The 24,187-nt window shown below is 65.5% G+C and carries 22 protein-coding genes; 15 read left to right on the forward strand and 7 right to left on the reverse strand.

The genetic code is table 11. From position 1 onward, the window contains the following. Nucleotides 1-10 precede the first annotated feature (10 nt). From dsrK to ACYYG1_RS12530, 7 genes are all read left to right on the forward strand, one after another. The gene (dsrK, locus tag ACYYG1_RS12500) at nucleotides 11-1,630 is read left to right on the forward strand and encodes a sulfate reduction electron transfer complex DsrMKJOP subunit DsrK (RefSeq protein ID WP_461210655.1); all 1,620 of its coding nucleotides are present in this window, start codon (nucleotides 11-13) and stop codon (nucleotides 1,628-1,630) included. Between the two features lie 14 nt (nucleotides 1,631-1,644). Beyond that, entirely contained in the window at nucleotides 1,645-2,034 is a 390-nt protein-coding gene (gene dsrJ / locus ACYYG1_RS12505; RefSeq protein WP_461210656.1) for a sulfate reduction electron transfer complex DsrMKJOP subunit DsrJ, read from the forward strand. Next, nucleotides 2,035-2,802: a sulfate reduction electron transfer complex DsrMKJOP subunit DsrO gene (gene dsrO / locus ACYYG1_RS12510; RefSeq protein WP_461210657.1), complete on the forward strand. Its 768-nt coding sequence runs from the start codon at nucleotides 2,035-2,037 to the stop codon at nucleotides 2,800-2,802. 11 nt (nucleotides 2,803-2,813) lie between these two features. Next, nucleotides 2,814-3,968 (forward strand): sulfate reduction electron transfer complex DsrMKJOP subunit DsrP, encoded by a 1,155-nt coding sequence (gene dsrP, locus ACYYG1_RS12515; RefSeq protein WP_461210658.1) that lies wholly within the window; start codon nucleotides 2,814-2,816, stop codon nucleotides 3,966-3,968. A gap of 280 nt (nucleotides 3,969-4,248) precedes the next feature. Then, entirely contained in the window at nucleotides 4,249-5,250 is a 1,002-nt protein-coding gene (gene cuyA, locus ACYYG1_RS12520; protein WP_461210659.1) for a D-cysteate sulfo-lyase, read from the forward strand. A 64-nt stretch (nucleotides 5,251-5,314) separates the two neighbouring features. Beyond that, nucleotides 5,315-6,547, forward strand: coding sequence for a dicarboxylate/amino acid:cation symporter (locus tag ACYYG1_RS12525; RefSeq protein ID WP_461210660.1), 1,233 nt, complete (start codon nucleotides 5,315-5,317; stop codon nucleotides 6,545-6,547). 141 nt (nucleotides 6,548-6,688) lie between these two features. Next, nucleotides 6,689-7,369 (forward strand): GntR family transcriptional regulator, encoded by a 681-nt coding sequence (locus ACYYG1_RS12530; protein WP_461210661.1) that lies wholly within the window; start codon nucleotides 6,689-6,691, stop codon nucleotides 7,367-7,369. 27 nt (nucleotides 7,370-7,396) lie between these two features. Here ACYYG1_RS12530 and ACYYG1_RS12535 read toward each other — a convergent pair whose 3' ends face one another. Beyond that, on the reverse strand, nucleotides 7,397-8,002 hold the full coding sequence (locus ACYYG1_RS12535; RefSeq protein ID WP_461210662.1) for a VOC family protein: 606 nt from the start codon (nucleotides 8,000-8,002) through the stop codon (nucleotides 7,397-7,399). 168 nt (nucleotides 8,003-8,170) lie between these two features. Between ACYYG1_RS12535 and ACYYG1_RS12540 the strand changes: the two genes are divergently transcribed. The 4 genes from ACYYG1_RS12540 (at nucleotide 8,171) to thiC (ending at nucleotide 11,589) form a co-directional block, all read left to right on the forward strand. Next, entirely contained in the window at nucleotides 8,171-8,785 is a 615-nt protein-coding gene (locus ACYYG1_RS12540) for a hypothetical protein (RefSeq protein ID WP_461210663.1), read from the forward strand. Nucleotides 8,786-8,797: 12 nt separating this feature from the next. Beyond that, the gene (locus tag ACYYG1_RS12545; protein WP_461210664.1) at nucleotides 8,798-9,328 is read left to right on the forward strand and encodes a hypothetical protein; all 531 of its coding nucleotides are present in this window, start codon (nucleotides 8,798-8,800) and stop codon (nucleotides 9,326-9,328) included. A 183-nt stretch (nucleotides 9,329-9,511) separates the two neighbouring features. Next, the gene (gene lgt, locus ACYYG1_RS12550) at nucleotides 9,512-10,306 is read left to right on the forward strand and encodes a prolipoprotein diacylglyceryl transferase (RefSeq protein ID WP_461210665.1); all 795 of its coding nucleotides are present in this window, start codon (nucleotides 9,512-9,514) and stop codon (nucleotides 10,304-10,306) included. Between the two features lie 8 nt (nucleotides 10,307-10,314). After that, nucleotides 10,315-11,589: a phosphomethylpyrimidine synthase ThiC gene (thiC, locus tag ACYYG1_RS12555; RefSeq protein WP_461210707.1), complete on the forward strand. Its 1,275-nt coding sequence runs from the start codon at nucleotides 10,315-10,317 to the stop codon at nucleotides 11,587-11,589. Nucleotides 11,590-11,755: 166 nt separating this feature from the next. On the opposite strand, the gene ACYYG1_RS12560 is transcribed toward thiC, so the two are convergent. Further along, on the reverse strand, nucleotides 11,756-12,109 hold the full coding sequence (locus tag ACYYG1_RS12560) for a hypothetical protein (protein WP_461210666.1): 354 nt from the start codon (nucleotides 12,107-12,109) through the stop codon (nucleotides 11,756-11,758). Nucleotides 12,110-12,413: 304 nt separating this feature from the next. Here ACYYG1_RS12560 and ACYYG1_RS12565 point away from each other — a divergent pair, with 304 nt between their 5' ends. After that, a complete protein-coding gene (locus tag ACYYG1_RS12565) occupies nucleotides 12,414-12,818 on the forward strand; it encodes a hypothetical protein (protein ID WP_461210667.1) in 405 nt (134 codons plus the stop codon). 258 nt (nucleotides 12,819-13,076) lie between these two features. Here ACYYG1_RS12565 and ACYYG1_RS12570 read toward each other — a convergent pair whose 3' ends face one another. The 4 genes from ACYYG1_RS12570 to ACYYG1_RS12585 form a co-directional block, all read right to left on the reverse strand. Continuing rightward, nucleotides 13,077-13,472, reverse strand: coding sequence for a Fur family transcriptional regulator (locus ACYYG1_RS12570; RefSeq protein ID WP_461210668.1), 396 nt, complete (start codon nucleotides 13,470-13,472; stop codon nucleotides 13,077-13,079). Between the two features lie 118 nt (nucleotides 13,473-13,590). Next, nucleotides 13,591-14,460: a radical SAM protein gene (locus ACYYG1_RS12575; RefSeq protein ID WP_461210669.1), complete on the reverse strand. Its 870-nt coding sequence runs from the start codon at nucleotides 14,458-14,460 to the stop codon at nucleotides 13,591-13,593. Nucleotides 14,461-14,465: 5 nt separating this feature from the next. Then, a complete protein-coding gene (locus ACYYG1_RS12580) occupies nucleotides 14,466-16,148 on the reverse strand; it encodes an FAD-dependent oxidoreductase (protein ID WP_461210670.1) in 1,683 nt (560 codons plus the stop codon). Between the two features lie 145 nt (nucleotides 16,149-16,293). Continuing rightward, a complete protein-coding gene (locus ACYYG1_RS12585) occupies nucleotides 16,294-17,268 on the reverse strand; it encodes a D-2-hydroxyacid dehydrogenase (protein WP_461210671.1) in 975 nt (324 codons plus the stop codon). A gap of 176 nt (nucleotides 17,269-17,444) precedes the next feature. Here ACYYG1_RS12585 and ACYYG1_RS12590 point away from each other — a divergent pair, with 176 nt between their 5' ends. Together ACYYG1_RS12590 and ACYYG1_RS12595 are read left to right on the forward strand one after the other, a co-directional pair. Further along, entirely contained in the window at nucleotides 17,445-18,668 is a 1,224-nt protein-coding gene (locus tag ACYYG1_RS12590) for an ABC transporter substrate-binding protein (RefSeq protein ID WP_461210672.1), read from the forward strand. Further along, nucleotides 18,665-21,643: an EAL domain-containing protein gene (locus tag ACYYG1_RS12595; RefSeq protein WP_461210673.1), complete on the forward strand. Its 2,979-nt coding sequence runs from the start codon at nucleotides 18,665-18,667 to the stop codon at nucleotides 21,641-21,643. Before ACYYG1_RS12590 ends, ACYYG1_RS12595 begins: the two co-directional genes overlap by 4 nt. A gap of 143 nt (nucleotides 21,644-21,786) precedes the next feature. Here ACYYG1_RS12595 and ACYYG1_RS12600 read toward each other — a convergent pair whose 3' ends face one another. Further along, entirely contained in the window at nucleotides 21,787-22,929 is a 1,143-nt protein-coding gene (locus ACYYG1_RS12600; RefSeq protein WP_461210674.1) for an MFS transporter, read from the reverse strand. 237 nt (nucleotides 22,930-23,166) lie between these two features. Between ACYYG1_RS12600 and ACYYG1_RS12605 the strand changes: the two genes are divergently transcribed. Continuing rightward, nucleotides 23,167-24,147: a glycosyltransferase family 2 protein gene (locus tag ACYYG1_RS12605; protein ID WP_461210675.1), complete on the forward strand. Its 981-nt coding sequence runs from the start codon at nucleotides 23,167-23,169 to the stop codon at nucleotides 24,145-24,147. Nucleotides 24,148-24,187 lie beyond the last annotated feature (40 nt).

The raw sequence follows: 24,187 nt of genomic DNA on the forward strand, positions 1-24,187 counted from the left end.
GGAGTAGACCATGGCTTGGAATGTCAAACCCGAAGAACTTTTGCAGTACGACTACAAGGTTCCGCAAAAGAACTGGATGGATGTGCCGCCGGAGTTCCGTGACGGCAACTGGTGCTATCCGGGCAAACCGGAAATCGTCAACTATCTGAACAACGCCCTGCCCGGCCAGTTCCCCTACGCGCGCGAGTGGAACCCCACGGACGAGGACTGGAAGCTGCCCGAGAACTGGCGCGAGATCGTCAAGGAAGGCTTCCGCGAGCGCCTGAACAAGTACCGCTCCTTCAAGGTCTTCATGGATGTCTGCGTGCGCTGCGGCGCCTGCGCGGATAAGTGCCACTTCTACATCGGCGGCGGCGACCCCAAGAACATGCCGGTGCTGCGCGCCGAGCTCTTGCGCTCCATCTACCGCGGCGAGTTCACCATCGCGGGCAAGATCCTGGGCAAGCTGGCCGGCGCGCGCAAGCTGGAAGAGGACGTCATCAAGGAATGGTTCCTCTACTTCTACCAGTGCACCGAGTGCCGCCGCTGCTCCCTGTTCTGCCCCTACGGCATCGACACCGCCGAGATCACCATGATGGCGCGTGAGCTGCTGCACCTGCTGGGCCTGAACATCAACTGGATCCTGGAGCCCGCGTCCAACTCCAACCGCACGGGCAACCACATGGGCATCCAGCCCCACGCCTACTACGACATGATGGAGTTCTTCGTGGACGACATCGAGGAGATCACGGGCGTGAAGGTCAACTGTCCGGTGAACGAGAAGGGCCACGAGGTCCTGTTCATCACCCCGTCGGGCGACATCTTCGCCGACCCGGGCACGTACACCTACATGGGCTACCTGATGCTCTTCCACGAGATCGGGCTGGACTACACCTGGTCCACATACGCCTCCGAGGGCGGCAACTTCGGCCTGTTCACCTCGGACTCCATGATGAAAAAATTGAACGCCAAGATGTACGCCGAGGCCAAGCGCCTGGGCGTGAAGTACATCATCGGCGGCGAGTGCGGCCACATGTGGCGCGTCATCAACCAGTACATGGACACCATGAACGGCCCGGCGGACTTCCTGGAGACCCCGGTGAGCCCCATCACGGGCACCCGCTTCGACCACGCGGCCGGGACCTCCATGATCCACATCACGGAGTTCACCTCAGACCTCATCAAGCACAACAAGCTCAAACTCGACCCCAGCCGCAACGACCATCTGCGGGTCACCTTCCACGACTCGTGCAACCCGGCGCGGGCCATGGGCCTTCTCGACGAGCCGCGCTACGTCATCCAGAACGTGTGCAACAACTTCTTCGAGATGCCCGAGGACACCATCCGCGAGAAGACCTTCTGCTGCGCGGGCGGCTCCGGCCTGAACACCGACGAGTACATGGAAATGCGCATGCGCGGCGGCCTGCCCCGAGGCAACGCCCTCAGGTACGTGCAGGAGAAGCATGACGTGAACACCCTGGCCACGGTCTGCGCCATCGACCGCGCGACCCTGCCGCCCCTGGCCAACTACTGGGCCCCGGGCGTGGAGGTGTACGGCTGCCACGAGCTGGTGGCCAACGCCCTGGTGATGGAAGGGGAGATCCCCAGAGAAGTGAACCTCAGGCAGGAACCCCTGCCGGGCGCCGAATAAAGGGAGGATGACCTATGTTCGACGGTGGTAAAATCATTGCCGGAATCATCGTCTTCCTCGCCCTGATGACGTTCCCCTTCTGGTACAACGTCGGTCAGGCCGCGTATAAGACGCCCGAGCTGCAGCTTCCCCCCAAGGACGTGGCCACGAAATGCGTGGAGTCCACGGAATGGATGCGTGCCGAACACATGCAGCTCCTCGACCATTGGCGGGACTGGGTCGTGCGCGACGCCGACCGGGTCTACACCAGCAAGCTCGACGGCCATCACTACGAGATGAGCCTGCAGAAGACCTGCATGAAGTGCCATACCAGCAAAAAGGAGTTCTGCGACAAGTGCCACACGGCCGCCGCTGTCGCCCCCTACTGCTGGGACTGCCACATCGAGCCCAAGGAGGAGAAGTAGATGAAAACCAATAGAAGACACTTCCTCAAGGTGGCCGGAGTCACGGCCCTTGGGCTGGCGGCCGCGGGTCCCGCCGCGGCGAGCTATCTGCCGCACTACGACCACGTGGCCCCCGAGCACGGCCATCTCACGGCCAAGCGCTGGGGAATGGTCATCGACACCCGGGCCTTCCACGGCCCCGAGGACTTCAAGCCCCTGGTCACGGCCTGCCACAAGGCCCACAACGTGCCCACCATCCCCGGCACCCAGGAAATCAAGTGGATCTGGACGGACAGCTTCCATCACACCTTCCCGTACAGCCACAACGAATACCTGGCCGAGGACGTGCACCATCGCCAGTTCATCCTGATGTGCAACCACTGCAAGAACCCGCCCTGCGTGCGCGTCTGCCCCACCCAGGCGACGTTCAAGCGCGAGGACGGCATCGTGATGATGGACATGCACCGCTGCATCGGCTGTCGCTTCTGCATGGCGGGCTGCCCCTACGGGTCCCGGAGCTTCAACTTCCAGGATCCCAGGCCCTTCATCGCCGAGCAGAATCCCGAATACCCCACCCGCACCAAGGGCGTGGTCGAGAAATGCGACTTCTGCGTGGAGCGCCTGGAGCAGGGCAAGCTCCCGGCCTGCGTGGAGGCCGCCCAGGGCAAGCTGGTGTTCGGCGACCTGGAGGATCCCGAGTCCGAGATCCGCAAGGTTCTGGCCGAGAACTACACCATCCGCCGCAAACCTGACCTGGGAACCGAACCCAGCGTCTTCTACATCATCTAAGGTGGTGCGATATGCTGGAAAATGCACTCAAGGGTGACAAGAGATACTGGCTTTGGCTCGGGTTCCTGGGAGTCCTGATGCTCATAGGCGGCTACAGCTACCTGCAGCAGTTCCAGGAAGGCCTGAAACTGACCAACATGAGCCGCGACGTGTCCTGGGGCTTCTACATCGCCCAGCTCACCTATCTGGTGGGCGTGGCCGCGTCGGGCGTCATGCTGGTGCTTCCCTATTACCTGCATGACTACAAGAAATTCGGGAACCTCGTGGTGTTCGGCGAATTCATGGCCATCGGCGCCATCATCATGTGCATGCTGTTCGTCGTGGTGGACCTGGGCCAGCCCCAGCGCCTGATGAACCTCTTCCTGCACCCCACGCCGAACTCCATCCTGTTCTGGGACGCCTGCGTCCTGAACGGCTACATGTTCCTGAACATCATCGTGGGCTGGGCCTCCCTGGAGGCGCAGAAGAAGGGCGTGCCCTACGCCCAGTGGGTCAAGGTGCTGGCCATCGTATCCGTGCCCTTCGCCTTCTCCATCCACACGGTCACGGCGTTCCTGTACGCCGGCATCCCGGCCCGCCACTTCTGGCTGACCGCGATCATGGCCGCCCGCTTCCTGGCCAGCGCGTTCTGCGCCGGTCCCGCCATCATGCTGCTTCTGCTGTTCGTGATGGAGAAGGTTGCGGACTTCAAGCTGGAAAAGGACGCCGTGAAGATGCTGGCGCGGATCATCACCTACGCCATGATCTTCAACGTCTTCTTCTTCGGCCTCGAGCTGTTCACCGCGTTCTACTCCAACATCCCCGGGCACATGCACTCCATCGTGTACCTGTTCTCGGGCCTGGACGGGCACACCGCCTACGTGCCCTTCTTCCTCGCGGCGTCGGTGATGGCCATCCTCTCGCTGATCCTGCTCATCCCCTCCACGACCCGCAACTGCAAGCCCGTGCTGATCTTCGCTCTGATCATCCTCGTGGCCGGCACGTGGATCGACAAGGGCATGGGCCTGGTGGTGGCGGGCTTCATCCCCAACATGTTCGAGGGCGTGACCGAATACATGCCTTCGGGCACCGAGCTCTTGATCTCCATGGGCATCTACGCCCTGGGCGCGTTCATCGTGACCGTGCTCTGGAAGATCGCCGTGAGCGTGAAGAAGGCCGCGGCCTAAGCCCCCTCGGCCCGGACCCGAACTCCGGGCCTGTTTGCAGTGCCAAAGGCCCGTCCCCATTGGGGGCGGGCCTTTTCCTTTGCCGCGAAAATTCCCCGAACTCTTGACACTCCTTGGAGAAAGGGCATAGACAAGACTCAATGCCGAATGTCGACAGCCGACATTATACACGACAAAATGGTAGGAATCGGCGGCTGCCGGGGCTTTGCACGTGCGCACTGCCCACGACGGCCAGGGGCAAGCGGCAGCTTCCGACACTTCGCATTAGGAGGAGATTTCCATGAATCTGGCCCAATTCCCACGCCGCGGTTACCTGAAGAGCCCCACCCCCATCGAGCCCCTGAAGAATTTCAGCAAGGCCCTGGGCAATCGGGTCAACGTCTGGATCAAACGCGACGACCTGCTCCCGGGCTGCGCCGGGGGCAACAAGACCCGCAAACTGGACTTCTGCTTTGCCGACGCCCTGGAGCAGGGCTGCGACACCGTGATCACCTGCGGCGCCGTGCAGTCCAACCACTGCCGCCTGACCCTGTCCTGGGCCGTCTACGAGGGCATGGACTGCCACCTGGTGCTCGAGGAGCGCGTGGCCGGCAGCTACAACCCCGAGGCCTCGGGCAACAACTTCCTGTTCCAGCTCATGGGCGTGAAGAGCATCACCGTGGTGCCCGGGGGCAGCGACATGCCCGCGGCCATGCGGCAGGTTGCCGACAAGGTGGCCGACGACGGCAAGAAGCCCTACATCATCCCCGGCGGGGCCTCCAACCCCATCGGCGCCACGGGCTACGTGGCCTGCGCCGAGGAAACCATGCAGCAGCTGTTCGCCATGGGCCTGAACATCAAGCACATGATCGTGCCCAGCGGATCGGCCGGCACCCACGCGGGCATCGTCACCGGCATGGCGGGCACCAACGCCAACATCCCCGTGAGCGGCATCAACGTCAGCCGCACCCGCGAGGTCCAGGAAGAGCTGGTCTACAAGCTGGTCCAGGCCACGGCCGAGCGCGTGGGCGTGACCGGCGGCGTGCCCCGCGAGGCCGTGCGCTGCTACGGCGACTACGTGGGTCCGGGCTACTCCCTGCCCACGGACTCCATGACCGAGGCCGTGAAGCTCCTGGCCTCCACCGAAGGCATCCTCCTCGACCCCGTGTACTCGGGCAAGGCCATGGCCGGGCTCATCGACCTGGTGCGCAAGGGGACCTTCGACGACTGCGGCGACATCCTCTTCCTGCACACCGGCGGCTCCCCCGCCCTGTACGCATATCTCGACACCTTCCGAAAATAGCCCGTACCCCTTCACGGCACGGCCCTCCGGGGCCGTGCCCTCCACCACCAAGGAGGCACCCACCATGAAGCTCTATCACAAGATCATGATCGGTTTGGTCCTGGGTATCATCGCCGGCCTCGCCTTGGGCGAGAAAGCCGCCTACCTGAAACCCATCGGCGACATCTTCATCCGCTGCCTGCGTCTCATCGTCGTGCCCCTGATCCTTTCCACCCTCATCACGGGCGTCACCAGCACCGGCGACGTGCGCAAGATCGGCCGCATGGGCATCCGCACGCTGATCTATTTCATGCTCACCACCACCCTGGCCGTGGTCATCGGCCTGGTCGTGGCCAACCTGGTCCAGCCCGGCTCCGGCCTGACCCTGGGCGAGGTGAGCGCCATCAAGCGCCCGGACACCGTCTCCCCGGCGGACATGCTCATCAACATGTTCCCCATCAACCCCATGGAATCCCTGGCCAAGGGCCGCGTGCTGCAGATCATCGTCTTCGCCCTGCTCTTCGGCGCGGGCGTCTCCCTGGCCGGCGAGAAGGGCAAGCCCGTGGCCCGGTTCTTCGAGTCCCTGGCCGAGGTCATGTTCAAGGTCTCGGACATCGTCATCAAGATGGCCCCCTACGGCGTGTTCGCCCTCATCGCCTGGACCACGGGCAAGTTCGGCCTGGACATCCTGTTGCCCATGGGCAAGCTGATCATGGCCGCCCTGGCCGCCAGCCTGCTGCACGTGCTCATCTCCTACACCAGCATCGTGTCCCTGGTGGCGCGCATCAGCCCCCTGGACTTCCTGAAGAAGGTCATGGAGCCCGCCATGATCGGCCTGTCCACGTGCAGCGCCGCGGCCGCGTTCCCCTTCACCATGCGCGCGCAGAAGCAGCTGGGCGTACCGGACAAGGTCTCGGGCTTCACCCTGCCCATGGCCCTGACCATCAACATGGACGGCACCGCCCTGTACCAGGCCGTGGCCGCCATCTTCGTAGCCAACGCCTTCAACATCGACCTGACCCTGACCCAGCAGGGAGTCATCGTGCTCACGGCCGTGCTGGCCTCGGTGGGCACGGCGAGCATCCCCGGCGGCGGCCTGATCATGCTGACCATGGTGCTGGAGTCCGTGGGCCTGCCCCTGGAGGGCATCGCCATCGTCGCGGGCATCGACCGCATCCTGGACATGTTCCGGACCACCACCAACATCTTCGGCGACAACTCCTCCGGAGTGGTCGTTGCGGCCCTGGAAGGAACCCTGGACCGCGAGATGGCCGCCACTCCCTTGGCGAAAATGGAAGAGATACAGGTAGAAAGCTGATCCGCCCCTCCTCTTGGGCTCCTTGCAATGCCCCCCTTCCGATGGAAGGGGGGCATTGCCCTTTCAGGGAAAATAGACCATAGATCGAGAGACGGACGGAACTGCCTACAATCGACAAGCCACCCCAAACTCCCTCTACCTATGGCCGAATTCAAAAAACAGACCTACAGCGACCAGGTCCAGGAATACATCCGCCAGCGCATCCTCGACGGCAAGCTCAACCCCGGCGACAAGGTCACCGAGGTGGCCATCGCCACGGAGCTGACCATCAGCCGGGCCCCGGTCCGCGAGGCCTTGCAGACACTGGTCAAGGAAGGCCTGATCCAGTCCAGCCCACAGCGCGGCAAGTACATCGCCGCCCTCACCGCCAAGGAGATCGAAAACAGCTACTTCACCGGGGCGGTGCTGGAGGCCGCAGCCGTGGCCCACGTGCTGGACAGCTACACCGAAGAGGATTTCCTGCGCATGGAGGAAATCCTGCGGCGGATGTACGACGTCGCGGACAAGGGCGAGGGCATGAAGGAGATGGCGCCCCTGGACAACGAATTCCACGGGGTGCTGTTCTCGCGCGTGGACAACGACCTCCTGGTGGAGCTGTGCAAGCGCTCCTGCCAGGGCATCTCCAAGTTCCTGTTCTACAGGGACTGGCTGAAGCTCTACTCGCCCCAGCGCTTCTGCGAGCGCCACAGGATCCTCCTGGACGCCTTGCTCACCCGCGATCCCGTGCTGGTGGAAAAGGAGCTGCGCGAACACTACGCGGAATCGGGCCGCCGCATGGCCTGCCACGGCGTGGACGTGAAGCAGCAGGACGCCCGGGACTGACAGCCCCCCGGGACACCCCGTTCCCCTCTACTCCCCCTCCCGTCCTTCCCAGGCGTCGCGCGCCGGGTCCAGCACCTCCCGGCCCTCGCCGGGATAGACCTCGCGCTCGTCCTGCGCCCCAGGATCGACGCCCGGCCAATGCCCGGCCCGGGGCTCCGGCCCCTCCAGGGCCGCGGCGCAGGGCTCCCTGTCCGCCATGGCCGGATGCGCGCGCGGATCCGCGCCGGGCACGGCCCAGGAAAACTCGATGGCCACATTGTTGGGGTCGAAGGCGTACACCGAATGGATGAACCCGTGGTCCACCACCTCGCTGGGCTCGAACCCGGCGGCGGTGAGCAGCGCCTTGACCTCCCACAGGTCCTCCTCGTCGGCCACGCCGATGGCCACATGGTCGAAGGCGAAGGGCCCGCGCACCGGGAACCCGTGATCCTTCATGGCCAGGGGCTCCACCCCCGGCCACTCGAAGAACGCGATCATGTCGCTGTCCGATATCTCGAAAAAATAGTGCCGGTAGCCCGGCCTGCCCAGGCCCGCCACCAGGCGCATGCCCAGCAAATCGCGCCAGAAGCGCACCGTTGCCTCCATGTCGCCCGTGGCCATGGCCAGATGATTGACTCCCGCGTATCTCGGCATGGTTTCCTCCTTTGTGCCCGTCATTATCGCATAGCCCAGCCCCGGACGGCATTCAAGGCGCTAAAAATGCGCCTTGGCGGTTTGCACTTGCCCCGGCCCGCGCGGAACGGTATGTGACAACTCTCGATCGACACGGCCCGCGCGCGGGCCGCAACCAAGGAGCGTCCAGTGGGATTTCTCTCCGCCAGCACAAGTTTCACGCGCTACCGCATCCAGGGCGAGGTGCCCGACACCCTGTGGCCCGAAATCCTGGACAGGCTCAAGCGCAACGCCTTCCAGGACATCGACCACACCGCGGACGAACGGTCCTTCGGCTGGGTTTCCTTCGACGACATGCTGGACCCGGCCTTCAGGGTCGCGCCCCCGGAAAAGGGCGAGTTCCTGACCTTCGCCCTGCGCCTGGACACCCGACGCATCTCCGCCGCCGTGCTCAAGAAGCATTTCACCCTGGCCATGAACGACGAAATGGAGCGCATGGAAAAGGACGGCAAGAAGTTCGTTTCCCGTGACCGCAAGCGCGAGCTCAAGGACCAGACCAAGCTGCGGATCATGGCGCGCACCCTGCCCATCCCCGCCGTCTTCGACGTGGTCTGGAACACACGCTCGGGCGTGATCTACCTGGCCTCGGTGCAGTCCAAGCTGCGGTCCCTGTTCGAGGACTGCTTCACCCTGACTTTCGACCTGCACCTCGAGCCTTTGACGCCCTACTATCAGGCGCTGCAGGTCCTGGGCGAGAACCGCCAGGCCCAGCTCGACGACTACGAACCCGCCATCTTCGCGTAAGAGGAGCCGACCATGGAAAACGAATACCTCGGACAGGCCTCCGACGTGATGCTGGGCCAGGATTTCCTGACCTGGCTGTGGTACAAGAGCGAGGCCCTGGGCGGCACCTTCAGCACGCCGGACAACGAGGCCTTCGCCCTGTACATGGAGCAGCGCATCTCCGTGACCGGCGGCGAGGGCGACGCCAAGGAGACCACCTCGGTCTCCGGGCTGATGAGCGAACTCAAGGAGGCCAAGGCCGGGCTGACCCTGGGCAAGAAGGTCTCCAAGGCGCTGATCCGCATCGAAGTGGACGCCGACTCCTGGCAGACCACCGTCAAGGCCGAAGACTTCAGCCTGAACTCCCTGAAAACGCCCAAGGTGGAGTTCAAGCAGGAGGAGGGCGACGACCCGGACGCGCCCTTCCTGGAAAAGATGTATCTCGTGGAGCGCTGCCTGGAATTCCTGGACGCGGCGTACTTCCAGTTCCTGACCCTGCGGTTTTCCGAGGGCTGGGGCGAGGAGCGCGCCCTGGTGGCCGACTGGCTCAAACGCAACGCTTAGCAGGCCGCCCCAAAACAGCGATCTGCTGCGTTGCTGCGGAAAATTCAAACCCTCGTGTACGGTGAGTACACGTCGGACTTGAATTTTTCTTGCGCCTTGCATCTCACTATTTTGGAACGGCCTGCGCCAGACAACTTCATAGCAATCTGAAGAGTTTGCCCGGGCAGCCGAAAAAGGACCCCCATGCTCACCTATCCACGCTTCGACCCAACGGCCTTCAGCATCGGCCCCCTGTCCGTGCGCTGGTACGGGCTGATGTATTTGGTGGGTTTCGCGGGCGGCTGGCTCCTGGGGCGCTGGCGGGCCTCGCGCCCGGGCTCGGGCTGGAAGCCGGGCGAGGTGGACGACCTGGTGGCCCTGTGCATGTTCGGCGTGGTCCTTGGCGGCAGGCTGGGCTACGTGCTGTTCTACGAGCCCATGGCCTACCTGGCCCACCCCCTGGAGGCCCTCAAGATCTGGAACGGGGGCATGTCCTTCCACGGCGGGCTGCTGGGCGTGCTGGCCTGCTTCGTCCTGCACGCCAGGAAGACCGGCCGCTCCTTCTGGCAGGTCTCGGACTTCATCGCGCCCCTGGTTCCCATCGGCCTGGCCGCCGGGCGGCTGGGCAACTTCATCAACGCGGAGCTCTGGGGACGCGTCAGCGACGTGCCCTGGGCCATGATATTTCCGGGCTGGCAGGCCGGTCCCTACCCCCGCCATCCCTCGCAGCTCTATGAATTCGCCCTGGAGGGCGTGGTCCTGTTCGTCACGCTGTTCGTCTATTCCTCCCGCCGCCGCCCGGCCGGGGCCGTGTCCGGGCTCTTCGCCCTGTGCTACGGCGTGTTCCGCTTCCTGGTGGAATTCGTGCGCGAGCCCGACCCGCAGCTGGGCCAGGTGGCCCTGGGACTGACCATGGGCCAGCTGCTCTCCCTGCCCCTCGCACTGTTTGGTGCCTATCTGCTGTGGCGCGCCCGCCGGGGCGGCGCCCGACAACCTTAAGAGGATACATTGCCGCCATGCCTGAGAACGCCATTCTGAACGACCTGTTGAATCGGCACATTTCCGACCTGGCCGGGCTCGAGGCCCTGGACGAGGATACCATCCGCCAGGCCGTGGCCCAGGGCACCATGGTGCTCCTGGCCAACCCGGCCCACAAGAACGTGGCCCCCATCCTGGTGGGCCAGCCCGCCACCATAAAGGTCAACGCCAACCTGGGCACCTCGCCCCTCATCGAGGACCCGGCCAAGGAACTGAAAAAAGTCGACCTGGCCCGGGCCGCCGGCGCCCACACCATCATGGACCTGTCCACGGGCGGCGACCTGGACGCCATCCGCCAAAGCATCCTCGAAGCCTGCCCCCTGCCCCTGGGCACGGTGCCCCTGTACGCCGCCGCCCAGAAGCGCGTGCGCGCCGGGGCCCATCCGGCCACCTTCACCGCCGACGGCCTGTTCGAGGAAATCGAGGCCCAGGCCGAGCAGGGCGTGGACTTCATGACCGTGCACTGCGGCGTGACCCTCCGCAGCGCCGAGCTGGCCGAAAAGGCCGAGCGCGTCATGGGCGTGGTCTCGCGCGGCGGCTCCATCACCGCCCGCTACATGCGCGACACGGGCAAGGAAAACCCGCTGTACGAGCAGTACGACAGGCTCCTGGACATCGCCAAGCGCCACAACGTGACCCTCAGCCTCGGCGACGGCATGCGCCCCGGGGCCGGGTGCGACGCGGGCGACACGGCCCAGTGGGAAGAGGTGGTGACCCTGGCGGAGCTGACCCGGCGCGCCTGGGACGCGGGCGTGCAGGTCATGATCGAAGGCCCCGGCCATGTGCCCATGAACCTGGTGCAGGCCCAGATCCAGGGCATCAAGCAGCTGTGCATGGGCGCGCCCCTGTACGTGCTCGGGCCCCTGGTCACGGACTGCGCCCCGGGCTACGACCACATCGTGGGTGCCATCGGCGGCGCCATCGCGGCCAGCTCCGGCGCGGACTTCCTGTGCTATCTGACCCCGGCCGAACATCTGACCCTGCCCGACGGCAAGGACGTGTTCGCGGGCGTCATGGCCTCGCGCATCGCCGCCCAGGCCGCGGAAAACGCCATGGGCCGCCCCCTGGCCAGACAGCGCGACATGGCCATGAACAAGGCGCGCGCCGAACTGAACTGGGACAAGATGGCCAAGGTGGCCCTGGACCCCTCGGCCCTGCACGAGCGCCGCAAGGAGCACAAGGATCTCAAGGAATGCGCCATGTGCGGCGAGTTCTGCGCGGTGAAGATGCTCAAGGACCTTTAGGCCGCCCTAAACCATACAAGGGGAGGCTGTGTGGGACAGCCTCTAAAAGAATAAAAAGAGCGCTCGGCCATCCGGCCGGGCGCTCTTTCGCGTCCCCCCAAGGAGACAATCACACGGCGCGTCCCTCCTGGACGCGATTCCCCTCTCAAGCGCGGGCGCTTCGACGCTAGTTCACCGTCGAATATTCGTCGCCCGCAATGGCCAGGAGCGCTGTCTCGTCCACGGCCGAGGACTCGTCGATGAGCAGCCGCATGCGCTGGCCGCTCACGGAAAATTTTGCAAGGATATGCTCGTACTGCTCCACGGCCTTGCCCATGAGCAGGCTGGCCGCGCCCGTGGCGTTCAACAGGTCGATGAGGTCGCGGGTGGCCAGGGCCAGGTCCTTGTACTCGTTGATCACGCTGTCGCGCAGGCCGCTGTGCATGACATCCGCAAGCACCTTGGGCTTGAGGTGGGCGCGCAGCTGCTCGAAGGTCCTGTTCATCTCTTCCTGGGTCGGTTCGGGGGTTCGGGGTCTCATGCTCGTGCGTCTCCGTGTGGTTGCGGGGGGCGGCCCCCGTTGATTCCAATCTGGAGGCATTTGAGCAATTATCGGACCAGCCATGGATGAACCTCGATTTAGACCCGTAAAACAAGGAGAAACAAGGGTTGCGAAGGCCGTAAAACGCCCGTGTCCCGGGCCTTGCGTCGGAATTCGGACACCCCCATCCCGTCCCGAATCCGGCTAATGTTTTCCCGGGCGCGGCCGAAAAGAACGGCATGGGGTTTCTGCAGGAAATCCCTCAACCGGGACGAACCAAACTTCCCCACGGGAGGCACGATTCATGGGCTCAGTCATCGCCCTGGACGAATTCCGCCGCGCCAAAGAGCCGGAATGCGGGTTGGAGGCAACCCTCTACCCGCGCCCGCGCATCAACGACAGCGAAATCTTCGCCCGCGACTACACGAGCATCGGCGGCCAGGTCTTCGCCATCCTCAAGATCAGGGAGATCCTGCGCTATCACGTGCGCTCCAACGAGGAGTGGCAATACCTGATCCTCTGCGTGCTGGACGCGGCCTACCACTACGACCCGGGCAAGAGCCAGATACTCAAGGAGGCCGTGCGCTCCCTCAAGGACTACGTACTGGGCGAGGTCAACACCAGGAACAACAAGGACATGACCTCGGCCCTGCTGCTCCTGGACCTGATCGAAAAATCCCCGCGCATGAAATCCGCCAACAAAGACTAAACGCCCCATAAAATAAACGCCCCCGGACCCCGGGGGCGTTCTGCTTTCGTCCAACTCCAAATCTTTCCCATCCATCCGCGGCAGCGAAGCGCACCGCGGACTCCCCCCATCAGCCGAAGCTTGGCAAACTGTTCCAAAATGTGCGGGCGCAAGGCGCAAGAAAAATGCAAGCCCGACGCGTACTCCCCGCGGTTACGCTACGCGAGGGTTTGCATTTTTCGCAGCAACTCAGCGAACGTGCGTTTTGGGGCAGTCTGCCTAGTGGGTGCCGGCGCAGCGTTCACAAACTCCATAAAACTCGACGCTTCCCTGGGTGATGGTGAACCCGGGGGCCGTGACCCCCGCCACCGAGGGCGCGGGAACCTCGCCCTCCACGTCGCCCACGCGGCCGCAGTGCACGCAACGCACGTGGCAGTGGGCGCGGGCCTCGCCGTCGAAACGCTTCTGGCTGCCCGCGCTCTCCAGCTTGAGGATGTCCCCGTTCTCGGAGAGCACCTCCAGGTTCCGATACACGGTGCCCAGGCTGATGCGCGGCAGGCGCTTGCGCACGATCTCGTAAAGCTCGTCGGCCGTGGGGTGCGAGGTCAGTTTGCGCAACTCGTCCAGGATGATCCTGCGCTGCTTGGTCATTCTCTGGGGCTTGGGTTCGGACATGGGATAGGCTCCTCCTGAGTAATAACTATTACTATTAATCATCCATGTCAAGCGGCACAGGCGGTATTCTTGGGATTCCGGAACCAAGCCATATGCGGATCGAGCGCCGGACGGGCGGTCAGAAGCCCCGGAAGCCCTCGGGCTTGAGGGCCCGCTCCCCGGCCAGGGCCTTGTCAATGGAGGCCAGGGCCTCGGCCTTGCCCCCGGGCATGCGCACCTTGAGGGGCAGGTAGTTGGAGGCGTGGTTGGCCATGAACAGGCCGCCGTCCATGTCCGTGGCGGCCAGCATCTCCCGCAGCTCGGCCAACATGCCCAGGGCCCCGGGCAGACGGAACGCGCCGCTCTCCCAGTCCTCATGCAGGGAGGTGCCCGGCATGGGCATCAGGGTCAAGGCGCCCACGTAGTCCGGGGCCATGGCAGTCAGCGCCCGGCCCGTGGACCGGGCGTGCTCCAGGGAGCGCTCCTCCCCGGCCAGACCCAGGAGCACGGTCACGGACAGGCGCATGCCCGCCTCGCGCACGCGCCGCCCGGCGCGGACGATGGCCTCGCTGGTGCCGTGCTTGCGCACTTCGGCCAGGGTGGCGTCGTCCCCGGACTCCAGGCCCATGTACACGATGCCCAGCCCGGCCCCGGCCAGCTCGGCCAGTTCCGCGTCGCTCTTCATGCCTATGGACTTGGCGTTGCCGTACACGCCCACGCGCACCACCCGGGGCAGGACCTCGCGCACCAGGGCCAGGATCTCCAGGAGCCGCGCCTGGGGCATGACCAGGGCGTCGCCCCCGCAGAGGAACATGCGCCGGGCCCGGGGCATGTTCCGCGCGGCCCAATGCACGTCCTCGCGGATCACGTCCATGGGCTTGATGCGGAAGCGCTCGTTCTTGAACACCCCGCAAAAGGTGCATTTGTTGTGCGAACAGCCGGTGGTGACTTCCAACAGGATGCTGTCCGCCTCGCTGGGCGGACGGATGATGGTGCCGTCGTAGTGCATGGGTCTTATTCCGCGCGGGTCCAGTAGGGGTTGGAGATGTCCTCGAACAGGGCCAGGGCCGCGGTGGCGCCCTCGCCCACAGCCGTGGCGATCTGCTGCACGCCGCCCACCACGTCGCCGCAGGCGTAGATGCGTGGGATGCTCGTGCGCATGGACCGGTCTACCTTGATGTACCCCCACTGGTCCAGGGCCAAGCCCACCTGTTCGGCCAGCTCGGTGTCCGGATTCCAGCCGATGGCCAGGAAGACCCCGTCGGTCTTGATCTCGCTCTCCTCGCCAGTCTCCACATTCCTGACGCGCACGGCGGAGAGGCCGTCATCCCCGCCCTCGAAGGACAGGACCACGGTGTTCCAGACCACCTTGATCCCGGCCCGGTCCACAGCGTTGCGGAGATGCTTTTCCGCGCGGAACTCGCCCCGGCGGTGCATGATGGTCACGTTCACGCCCATGGCGTGCAGGTGCAGGGCCTCGGTGAGTGCGGTGTTGCCCCCGCCCACCATGACCACATCCTTGCCCTTGTAGGCCCAGCCGTCGCAGGACGCGCACACGGACACGCCCTGGCCGAAGAAGCGGTTCTCCCCGGGCACGCCCAGGCGCTTGGCGCTGGCCCCGGTGGCCAGGACCAGGGCCTTGGCCGTGTAGCGGCCCTTGGAGGTGAAGACCTCGATGGCCTTGCCGATCTTGAGCTCCGTGAGCCCCTCGCCCTCGTGGATCGTGCAATAGACCCGGGCCTGCTCGGCCATCATCTCCACCAGCTTCTGGCCGCCCACCTGCCTGAATCCGGGGTAGTTCTCCACCTCGGGGGTCAGCACCACCTGGCCGCCCAGCACGTTCTTCTCCAGCACCAGGGTCTTCAAACCGCTGCGCTCGGCGTAAATGCCCGCCGTGAGCCCGGCGGGGCCGCCCCCGGCCACGATCACGTCATAGGCCCCGGCGGGCGCGGCCTCGGCCTGGGGCACGGGGTTGTCCTCCCTGCCCTCGAATTCCTTGAGCAGCTCCTCGGCGTCCTTCAGATGCACCAGCTCCAGGACGAAGCGTTCCTCGGGCAGCAGGCCGTTCTGGCGGAAGGTCCCGTTGGTCACGGTGAGCGGCACGGAGCGGGCGTCGAATTTCTCGGCCAGATCCTGGTTCTCCCCGGTCTCCACGCACTCGGCGGACACGAGGTCCGGCCGCTCCAGAGCGGCGCGCATGGCCAGGCTCACCTGGCCGGGGCAATAGGGGCAGGTGGGGCTGATGAAGACCCGGACGTCGCGCGGCTCGTCCAACTCAGCCAGAAACCCTCGCGAGGCCTCGGACAGGCCGCTCTTGCCCTGGGACGCCAGGAGCAGGATCTCGATGAAGACCCGCGCCTCCTCGCCCAGGGGCGCGCCCGTGTAACGCAGGCGGAATCTATCGGGTTCGACGAGCAGGGTCGGGGAGCGGTCCACCCCGTATGCCTTGGCCTTGTCCCCGTCCAGGCCGTTGTGGTTCACCGTGATCTTCTCGCCCAGGCGGTCCACGTCCTTGAGGAACTTGGTCACGGCCTCGTTGTAGGGATCGTTGTCCCCCTCCCGGGTGAAGACCTCCACGGTCACGGGGGCGGGCATCTCGGCGAAGGCCGTGCGCAGGTGCTCACGGCTGTCCTCGGGCAGGAGCCAGTCCCCGTCACCGGGGGCGTCCTGATGGTCGTGCTTTTCGCGGTCGCTCATGGGAACTCCTTGCAATCATGCTGCGGGCCTGTATCCATACAACGCCAAACTAACACATCCCCCGGGGAGTTCAAACGCCCGGAACGCACGGGGGCGGGGCGGCCGAAAGCCGCCCCGCCCCCAAAAGGCATGGCTTTCCGTCGGATCAGAGGCCGTTGACCACGTTCACCGGCGCTCCGGCCATCCAGGCTTTGATGTTCTCGGCGGTCTGGTGCATGAGCCGCTGGCGCGCGGCCAGGGAGCCCCAGGCCATGTGCGGGGTCAGCAGGCAGTTGTCCAGCTTCAGGAACGGGTGGTCGGCCACCATGGGCTCCTTGGCCACCACGTCCAGGCCCGCGCCGCGGATGCGCTTGGCCGTGAGGGCGGCCAGGAGGTCGTCCTCGTTGATCAGCGCGCCCCGGGCGGTGTTCACGATGATGGCGTCGGACTTCATGCGGTCGATGAGCGACGCGTTGACGAAGCCCGCGTTGTCCGCGGTCAGGGGGCAGTGCAGGCTGACCACGTCGGACTGCTCGAACAGCTCCTCCAGGGACACGAACCCGAAAGGCTTGTACCAGGGCGCGGGCTTGGGCCGGGGGGCGTAGGCCAAGACGCGCATGCCGAAGGCATGGGCCAACTCGGCCACGCGGGAGCCGATATCGCCGAAGCCCACCACGCCCATGGTCTGGCCGGCCAGCTCCACCTGCGGGGCGTTCCAGAAACCCCAGTTCAGGCCACCCTTGTGCCAAAGGCCCTCGCGCAGGCCCCTGTCGTGATCGGCCACGCGGTGGTTCAGGCCCAGGATCAGGGCGAAGGCGAACTGGGCCACGGTGGTGGTGCTGTAGGCGGGCACGTTGCACACCGGGATGCCCCGCTCGGCGGCCACCCTGATGTCCACCCTGTCGTATCCCGTGGACAGCAGGGAAACGAATTTCAAGTCAGGCAGGGCCTTGATCACGTCGCCGGGGATCACGACCTTGTTGGTCAAGACCACGTCCGCCCCGGTTGCGCGCTCCAGCACCTCGCTGGCGGCGGTGCGCTGATGCACGGTGAGTTCTCCCAGGGCAGCAACCTCGTCCCACGGGTTGTCCCCGGGGTTCAGGTTGAAGCCGTCCATGACGACGATGCGCGGTCGATCCATTTTTTCCTCCGTATTTTGGCGGCGCGTGAAAGCCTCTCCGCCCGAAGCCGTGGTTTTTAGCACAGGCCCGGCTGGAATGCGAGCCCGGGGGAAGCGCCATTATGGCGATATTTGTTTGTTTATCCTGGGCAACTTTGGTATGGGGTCTACACTTAGGCACCCCTTTCGGAGCAGGCATGAATCGCGCGTCGTACATCCAGGCTCTCGTCCTGCTGGCCGCATTGCTGTGCGCCCGGCCCGCAACGGCCGGCGAGGCCATCGTGCTGGGCATGTCCGCGGATTTCAGCGGCCCGGCCCGGAGCCTGGGCGTGGAACTCTGGCGCGGGGCGGCCCTGTACCTGGACGAGGTCAACCGCCAGGGCGGAATCCACGACCGCCCGGTCCGGATCCTGGCCCTGGACGACGGCTACGCCCCGGACCCGGCCATAGCCAACACCGTGCGCCTGGTGGAGAAGGACGACGTCTTCGCCCTGTTCAACTACGTGGGCACGCCCACGGCCACACGCATCCTGCCCCTGCTCAAGCGCTACGCCGCCCGCAACGTCTTCCTGCTCACGCCGCTTTCGGGCACGCATTTTTTGCGCCAGCCGCCCTACGACCAGTACGTCTTCAATCTGCGGGCCTCCTACGCCCAGGAGACCCGGGCCCTGGTGGACCGCTTCCTCGCCGCGGGGCGCACGCGCATAGCCGTGTTCTACCAGGTGGACTCCTTCGGCCGCAGCGCCTGGAGCGGGGTGCGCGCGGCCCTGGCGGAAAGCGGCCTGGCCATCGCCGCCGAGGCCACCTACCGCAGAGGCTCAGGCTTCGCCACGGACATGCGGCCCCAGGTGCGGGCCCTGGCCCGCGTCAAACCCGAGGCGGTCATCGCGGCGGGCACGGCCGAGGCCGTGGCCGCCTTCGTGCGGGACGCCCAGGCCCTGGGCCTGGACGCGCCCGTGGCCGTCCTGTCCTTCGCCCCGGCCGGGGAGGTGCAGGACATCCTGCGCCGCGAGCACGTCGAGCCCCTCGCCGCCGGGCTCATAGGCAGCCTGACCACGCCCAGCCACGAGGACGAAACCCTGCCCGCGGTGCGGGACTTCAAGCGCCTCCTGGCCGCGCACCCGCCTTCGCTTCCGCCGGGCCTCGTCCAGGCCCCCTGCCCGGCCCCGAGCCTCAACCCCGTGGCCTTCGAGGGCTTCCTCAACGCCAAGCTGGTGGTGGAGGTCTTAAGGCGCCTCGGCCCCCAGGCGGACCAGGCCGGGATACCCAAGGCCTGCCGCGAGGCCCCCTTCGACCTGGGCATCGGCCCGCCCGCGTGTTTCGCCCCTGGCTGCAACCAGGCCCTGAGCGACGTGTATTTCGTGAGCGTGGAACCCGGCGGGCCCGTGCCGATCTCCGACTTCGGGCGGTGGCGCAAATGAAGATGTCCCGCCTGCTGCGCAAGACGCTCCTGTTCATGCTCGTGGCCTTCGGCGTCATCGCCGCGATTTCGTCGCTGTATTCCGGCTGGACCCTGAACCAGCGCCTGTCGCGGGAATACGAATCCAAGGCCCTGGCCATCGGCAAGTCCCTGGCCAACTCCAGCGTGGAACTCCTGCTCTCGGAAAACGCGGCCCGCATCCAGTCCAAGATCGACCAGTTCCTGGAGATCGAGGGCGTGTCCTACGTGCTGGTGCTCTCCCGCTCGGGCGACGTGGTGGCCCACACCTTCGTGCCCGAGGTGCCCCCGGAGGTCACGGCGGCCCTCTGGGACCTGCGCACCACGGACATGGGACGGATCAGGGAGCCCAGGAGCATGGCCGTGAAGGCCCAGGGCGTGGGCGAATTCATCCACGTGGCCCACCCGGTGCTGGCGGGCGAGGCGGGCAGCATCCACATCGGCATGGACAAGAGGCTCATCGCCCAAGCCATCAAGGCCTCCGTCCTGAACACCCAGATCCTGGCCCTGGGTCTGTTCGCGGTCTGCACCCTGGCGGCCTGGTTCTTCACGGAACAGATATCCAAGCCCCTGGTGCAGCTCACGGAATACGCGCGCAGGATCCGCAACCGCGAGTTCGAGGCCCACGTGGACATCAGCGCCCGGGACGAGGTGGGCGAGCTGGCCACGACCCTGCGCTCCACGGCCGAGGAACTCGCCGGGCTCATCAGCGGCCTGGAAAACGCCGTGGAGAACGCCACGGACGAGATGCAGGACGCCCTGGCCACTGTTTCGGCGATCCTCCAGAGCATGGCCGACGGGCTCCTGGTCACTGACCTGAACGGCACGGTGCTCAGGCACAATTCCGCCCTGGCGCGGATGCTGGGCGAAGGCGAGAACGGTCTCGCGGGCGGCGATGCGGGCCGCTTCCTGGGCGCGGCCATGCGCGACATCCTGGCCCGCTCGGGCCTGGCCGAGGGCTACGACCCCGAGGCCGGAGCCCCGTCCAGGGGCGCCTCCCTGGAGCTCACGGCCGGGCGCGCGGACGGCTCGCAATTCCCGGCGGAGATGTCCCTGGCCCTGTTCGGAGTGCACGGCGACGTGAACGTGGTCTGCATCCTGCGCGACATCGCCGAGCGCAAGCGCGCGGAAGAAAACCTGCGCCAGGCCCACGACGAGATGGAGCAGCGCGTGGAGCGCCGCACCAGGGAATTGTCCGAAATCAACAAGCGCCTGCTGGCCGAGGCCCACGAGCGCGGCGCCGCCGAGCAGGCCCTGCGCCGGGCCGAAGCCAAGTACCGGGGCATCTTCGAACACGCCCTGGAGGGCATCTTCCAGATCTCGCCCGACGGCACGTACATCGCGGCCAACCCGGCCATGGCCCGCATCTACGGCTACGCCTCGCCCTCGGCGCTGCTGGCCGCAGCCAATTCGGGCATGGAGAGCTTCCACGTCAACGAGGAACGGGGGCGCGAATTCTGGTCCCAGCTGGTGGAAACGGGCGAAGTGCGCGGCTTCGAGTCCCAGGCCCGGCGCCGGGACGGGCACATCGTCTGGGTCACCCAGAACGCCCGGGCCGTGCGCGACGAGGACGGCGAGATCGGCTTCTACGAGGGCTCCGTGCAGGACGTGAGCGACAGCAAGGAGGCCGAGATCAGCCTGCGGCACCAGGCCTTCCACGACCCCCTCACCGGCCTGCCCAACCGCATCATGTTCCTGGACCACATGCGCATGGCCATGAAGCGCTCGCGCCGCCGCAGGGAGTACGTGTACGCGGTCCTGTACATGGACCTGAACCGCTTCAAGATCGTCAACGACAGCCTGGGCCACAACGTGGGCGACGAGCTGCTCATTCACGTGGCGCGCAAGCTGGAGCAGGCCGTGCGCGGCATGGACACGGTGGCCCGCTTCGGCGGCGACGAGTTCGCCGTGCTCCTGGAGGAGATGCACCAGCCCAAGGAGGCCATCACCATCGCCCGGCGCATCGCCAACGCCGTGGCCGAGCCCGCGCGCCTCTCGGGATACGACGTGCACACCTCGGCCAGCATCGGCGTCGTCCTGCTCACGGACCAGTACGACAGCCCCGAGGCCGTGCTGCGCGACGCGGACACGGCCATGTACCACGCCAAGGAATCCGGGGGCGCCCGCAGGCTGAAGGTCTTCAGCCAGCGCATGCACGAGCAGAGCCTGCGCCTGCTGGAGATGGAGATGGAGCTGCGCCGCTCCATCGAGCAGGGGCACTTCACGATCCTGCTGCAACCCATCGTGGACCTGAACCAGAAGCGCCTGTGCGGATTCGAGGCCCTGGTGCGCTGGCTGCACCCGCGCCTGGGCATGATCGCGCCCGGGGAGTTCATCCCCCTGGCCGAGGACACGGGGCTCATCCATCCCCTGGGCATCTGGATAGTGGAGAACGTCTGCTCCATGCTCGCGGACTGGGAGCGGGAGTTCCCGCCGGACGCGCCCCTGTCCATCTCCGTGAACCTGTCCACCAAGCAGTTCATCCAGCCCACGCTGGTTTCGCAGATCCGGGAATTCCTGGAACGCACGGGCATCACCCCGGCCAACATCTGCCTGGAGATCGGCGAGACCGTGCTCATGAACCACTCGTCCCTGGCCTCGGACATGCTGGGCCAGCTCAAGACCCTGGGCATCTCCCTGTCCATGGACGACTTCGGCACGGGATACTCGTCCCTGTCCTACCTCCGGCAATTCCCCATCGACGCCCTGAAAATCGACCGCAGCTTCATCTCCCGCTTCGGGGAGGACCGGGAGTCCCAGGTCCTGGTGCGGTCCATCATCTCCCTGGCCAAGAACCTGGGCGTGGCCGTGGTGGCCGAGGGCGTGGACACCCCCCTACAAAACGAGATGCTCAAAGAGCTGGGCTGCGAATACGCCCAGGGCTACCTGTTCTCGCGACCCATCCCCCGCGAGGAGGCCGAGGCCCTATTGCGCGGCGAAAAGACCCTGGACATCTAGCAGGCCGTTGAAAAACAGCAATCTGCGGCGTTGCTGCGAAAAATACAAAACCTCACGTACGGGGAGTACGCTTCGGTCTTGCATTTCTCTTGCGCCTTGCATCTCACTATTTTTGAACGGCCTGCGGCGTGGCCAAGCCCGGCTTACGCTTCCTCCGGCACGCGGATCAGCTGCACGAAGAACAGGGACAAGGCCGCCATACCGGCTCCGGCCATGAAGACCACCGAGGGGCGCAGGGTCCAGAGCAGGCCGCCCGCAAAGGGGATGATCACCGCAGCGACATGGTTGATGGTGAAGCCCACGGCCATGCTCGGGGCGATGTCCCCGGGGTCCGCGATCTTCTGGAAGAAGGTGTTGATGCCCAGGCTGAACCCGTAGAGCAGGTTGTCCACCACGTACATCGTGGCCACGAGGCCCTTGCTCTCGGACAGGGCGTAGACCATGAAGACCACGATGAGCCCCGCGTACTCCACGCTGAGCACCTTGCGCTCGCCCAGGCGCGCCACGGCCCAGCCGATGCGCGGCCCCGCGAACCAGTTGATGACGTTGTTGACCACGAAGAGCACCGTGACCTCGCGCACGCTGAACCCGAAGCGCTGCACCAGCAGGAACACGGCGAAGGCCACGAACACCTGCCGCCTGGCCCCGGCCAGGAAGGTCAGCACGTAGTACAGCCAATAGCGCTTGCGCAGGACCATGCCCTTTTTCTGCACGGCCACGGGGCGCACCTCGGGCCGGAAGAACAAGAGCCCCGCTCCGCCCAGGACCACGACCCCGCCCAGCAGGCCGAACATGGCCATGTAATCCATCCCCCCGGCTAGCAGGAAGACCACGCCGCCGATGACCAGGTTGCCCAGTGCCCCGGCGCTGCGCTGCCGCCCCAGGACCACCGGGGCCGTGTTCCTGTCGAAGTACTGCAGGCTCATGGACTGGTTGCAGGTCTGCATGAAGTGGAAGCCGAAGGACATGATCAGGGTGGTGAAGGTCAGGCCCCAGACCGAGGGCAGCAGCCCCGTGGCCGCCACGCCCAGGCCCATGATCAGCACGCTCAGGGCCGCCAGCCGGTGCTCGCTCACCACCAGCAGCAGATAGACCACGAGCAGGGACAAGAACCCGGGCACCTCGCGCACGGACTGCACCACGCCCATGCCCAGGCCGTCCACGGACGCCACTTCCACAGCGAAATTGTTGACCAATGTCCGCCAGCCCTGAAGCCCCATGGTGGAGGCCACGGTCAGGGCCAGGAGAAAAATATACATCCGCCGCCGGGCGGCTTCATCGTTCATGGAAAGTCTCCCCGGGCCCGGCCGCGCGGCCCGCGCTTTCTGAGGGGCCCCTTTCCGGAAGCCCGTGTTCGCAAAAAATCACTGCCGAAATCTCCTTTAGTCCTAATCTGTTATCACAAAAATGAAAAATACCGGGCCGCAGCCCTAAAGTAATCCCTATAACGCCCGATAAGACTTGCACCCAGAAGGCAAATTGTGCCCCTGCCCCTTCCAGGGATCGGAAAGCGCGAGGAACGCATGGCCAGGATCATCGACATCACCCCGAAATCCCAGGGCATCAGACCTGTTCTGATGCTTCTCACGTCCCACCGGGTGGACTGTTTCCTGCTCTGCGTCAAGTGCCTCGAGTTGTACACCGACCTGTCCCGCTTCAAGAAGATCTACGTGGTGGCCAACGACGTGACCGACGAGCACGCCGTGATCATCAAGTCCTTCCAGCGCAGGCATCCCAACGTCATCGACGTGCACGCCACGCCCAGAGGCCAGATTCCGGCCATGGTGTCCATGGAAAACTTCATTATGGAGCGCCACAAGAACGACGTGATCCTGCGCCTGTCCGAGGACGTGTTCGTGACGCCCCACTGGCTGGAGCGGCTGCTGGCCAGCTACAAGCTGCACCGGGGCCAGGAAAGCATCCCCGTGATCTCGGCCATGACGCCCGTGAGCCGCACGGGCCGCCAAGTCCTGGACCGCGTGCTGCGGGCCCACTACCCGGACGAGCGCCGCCGCCTGCCCACGACGCCCATGGAACGGAACAGCATCTACCACCGCTTCGTCTGGGAAAAGGTCCTGCACGACGACCTGGTGGGCAAGTACTTCGCCCTGGAACGGCCCAGGCACGTGTACCTGAGCCACATCAGCGCGGACTGCCTGCTGTTCGACGGCGACATGGTGGAGCGCATCGTGCCCATGCCCCTGCGCCTGCCCCAGGGAATCTCGCGGGCCGACGAGTTCTACATCAACTCGGCCCTGCGCCGGGACAACCTGCGCGGGGCCGTGGTCATGAACGCCCTGGTCCACCACTTCAGCCACGCCCCGGCCGAGGCCTACCTGCGGCGGCACGTGAGCATGGACGACGTGTGGTGGCACCTGACGTTCCTGAACGAACCCCGGGGCGAGACGACCGCCCTCGCGGGCCCGAGCGCCAAGCGCGACGGCCGCGACCGGCTGGAGATCATGCGCCTGATGCATGAGCGTGAGATAACCATACTGCGCTAGTAACATACTGATAACAAGGAGTTTTCATGGTGGCCCAAAA

The organism is Desulfocurvus sp. DL1XJH-121, assembly GCF_054819825.1.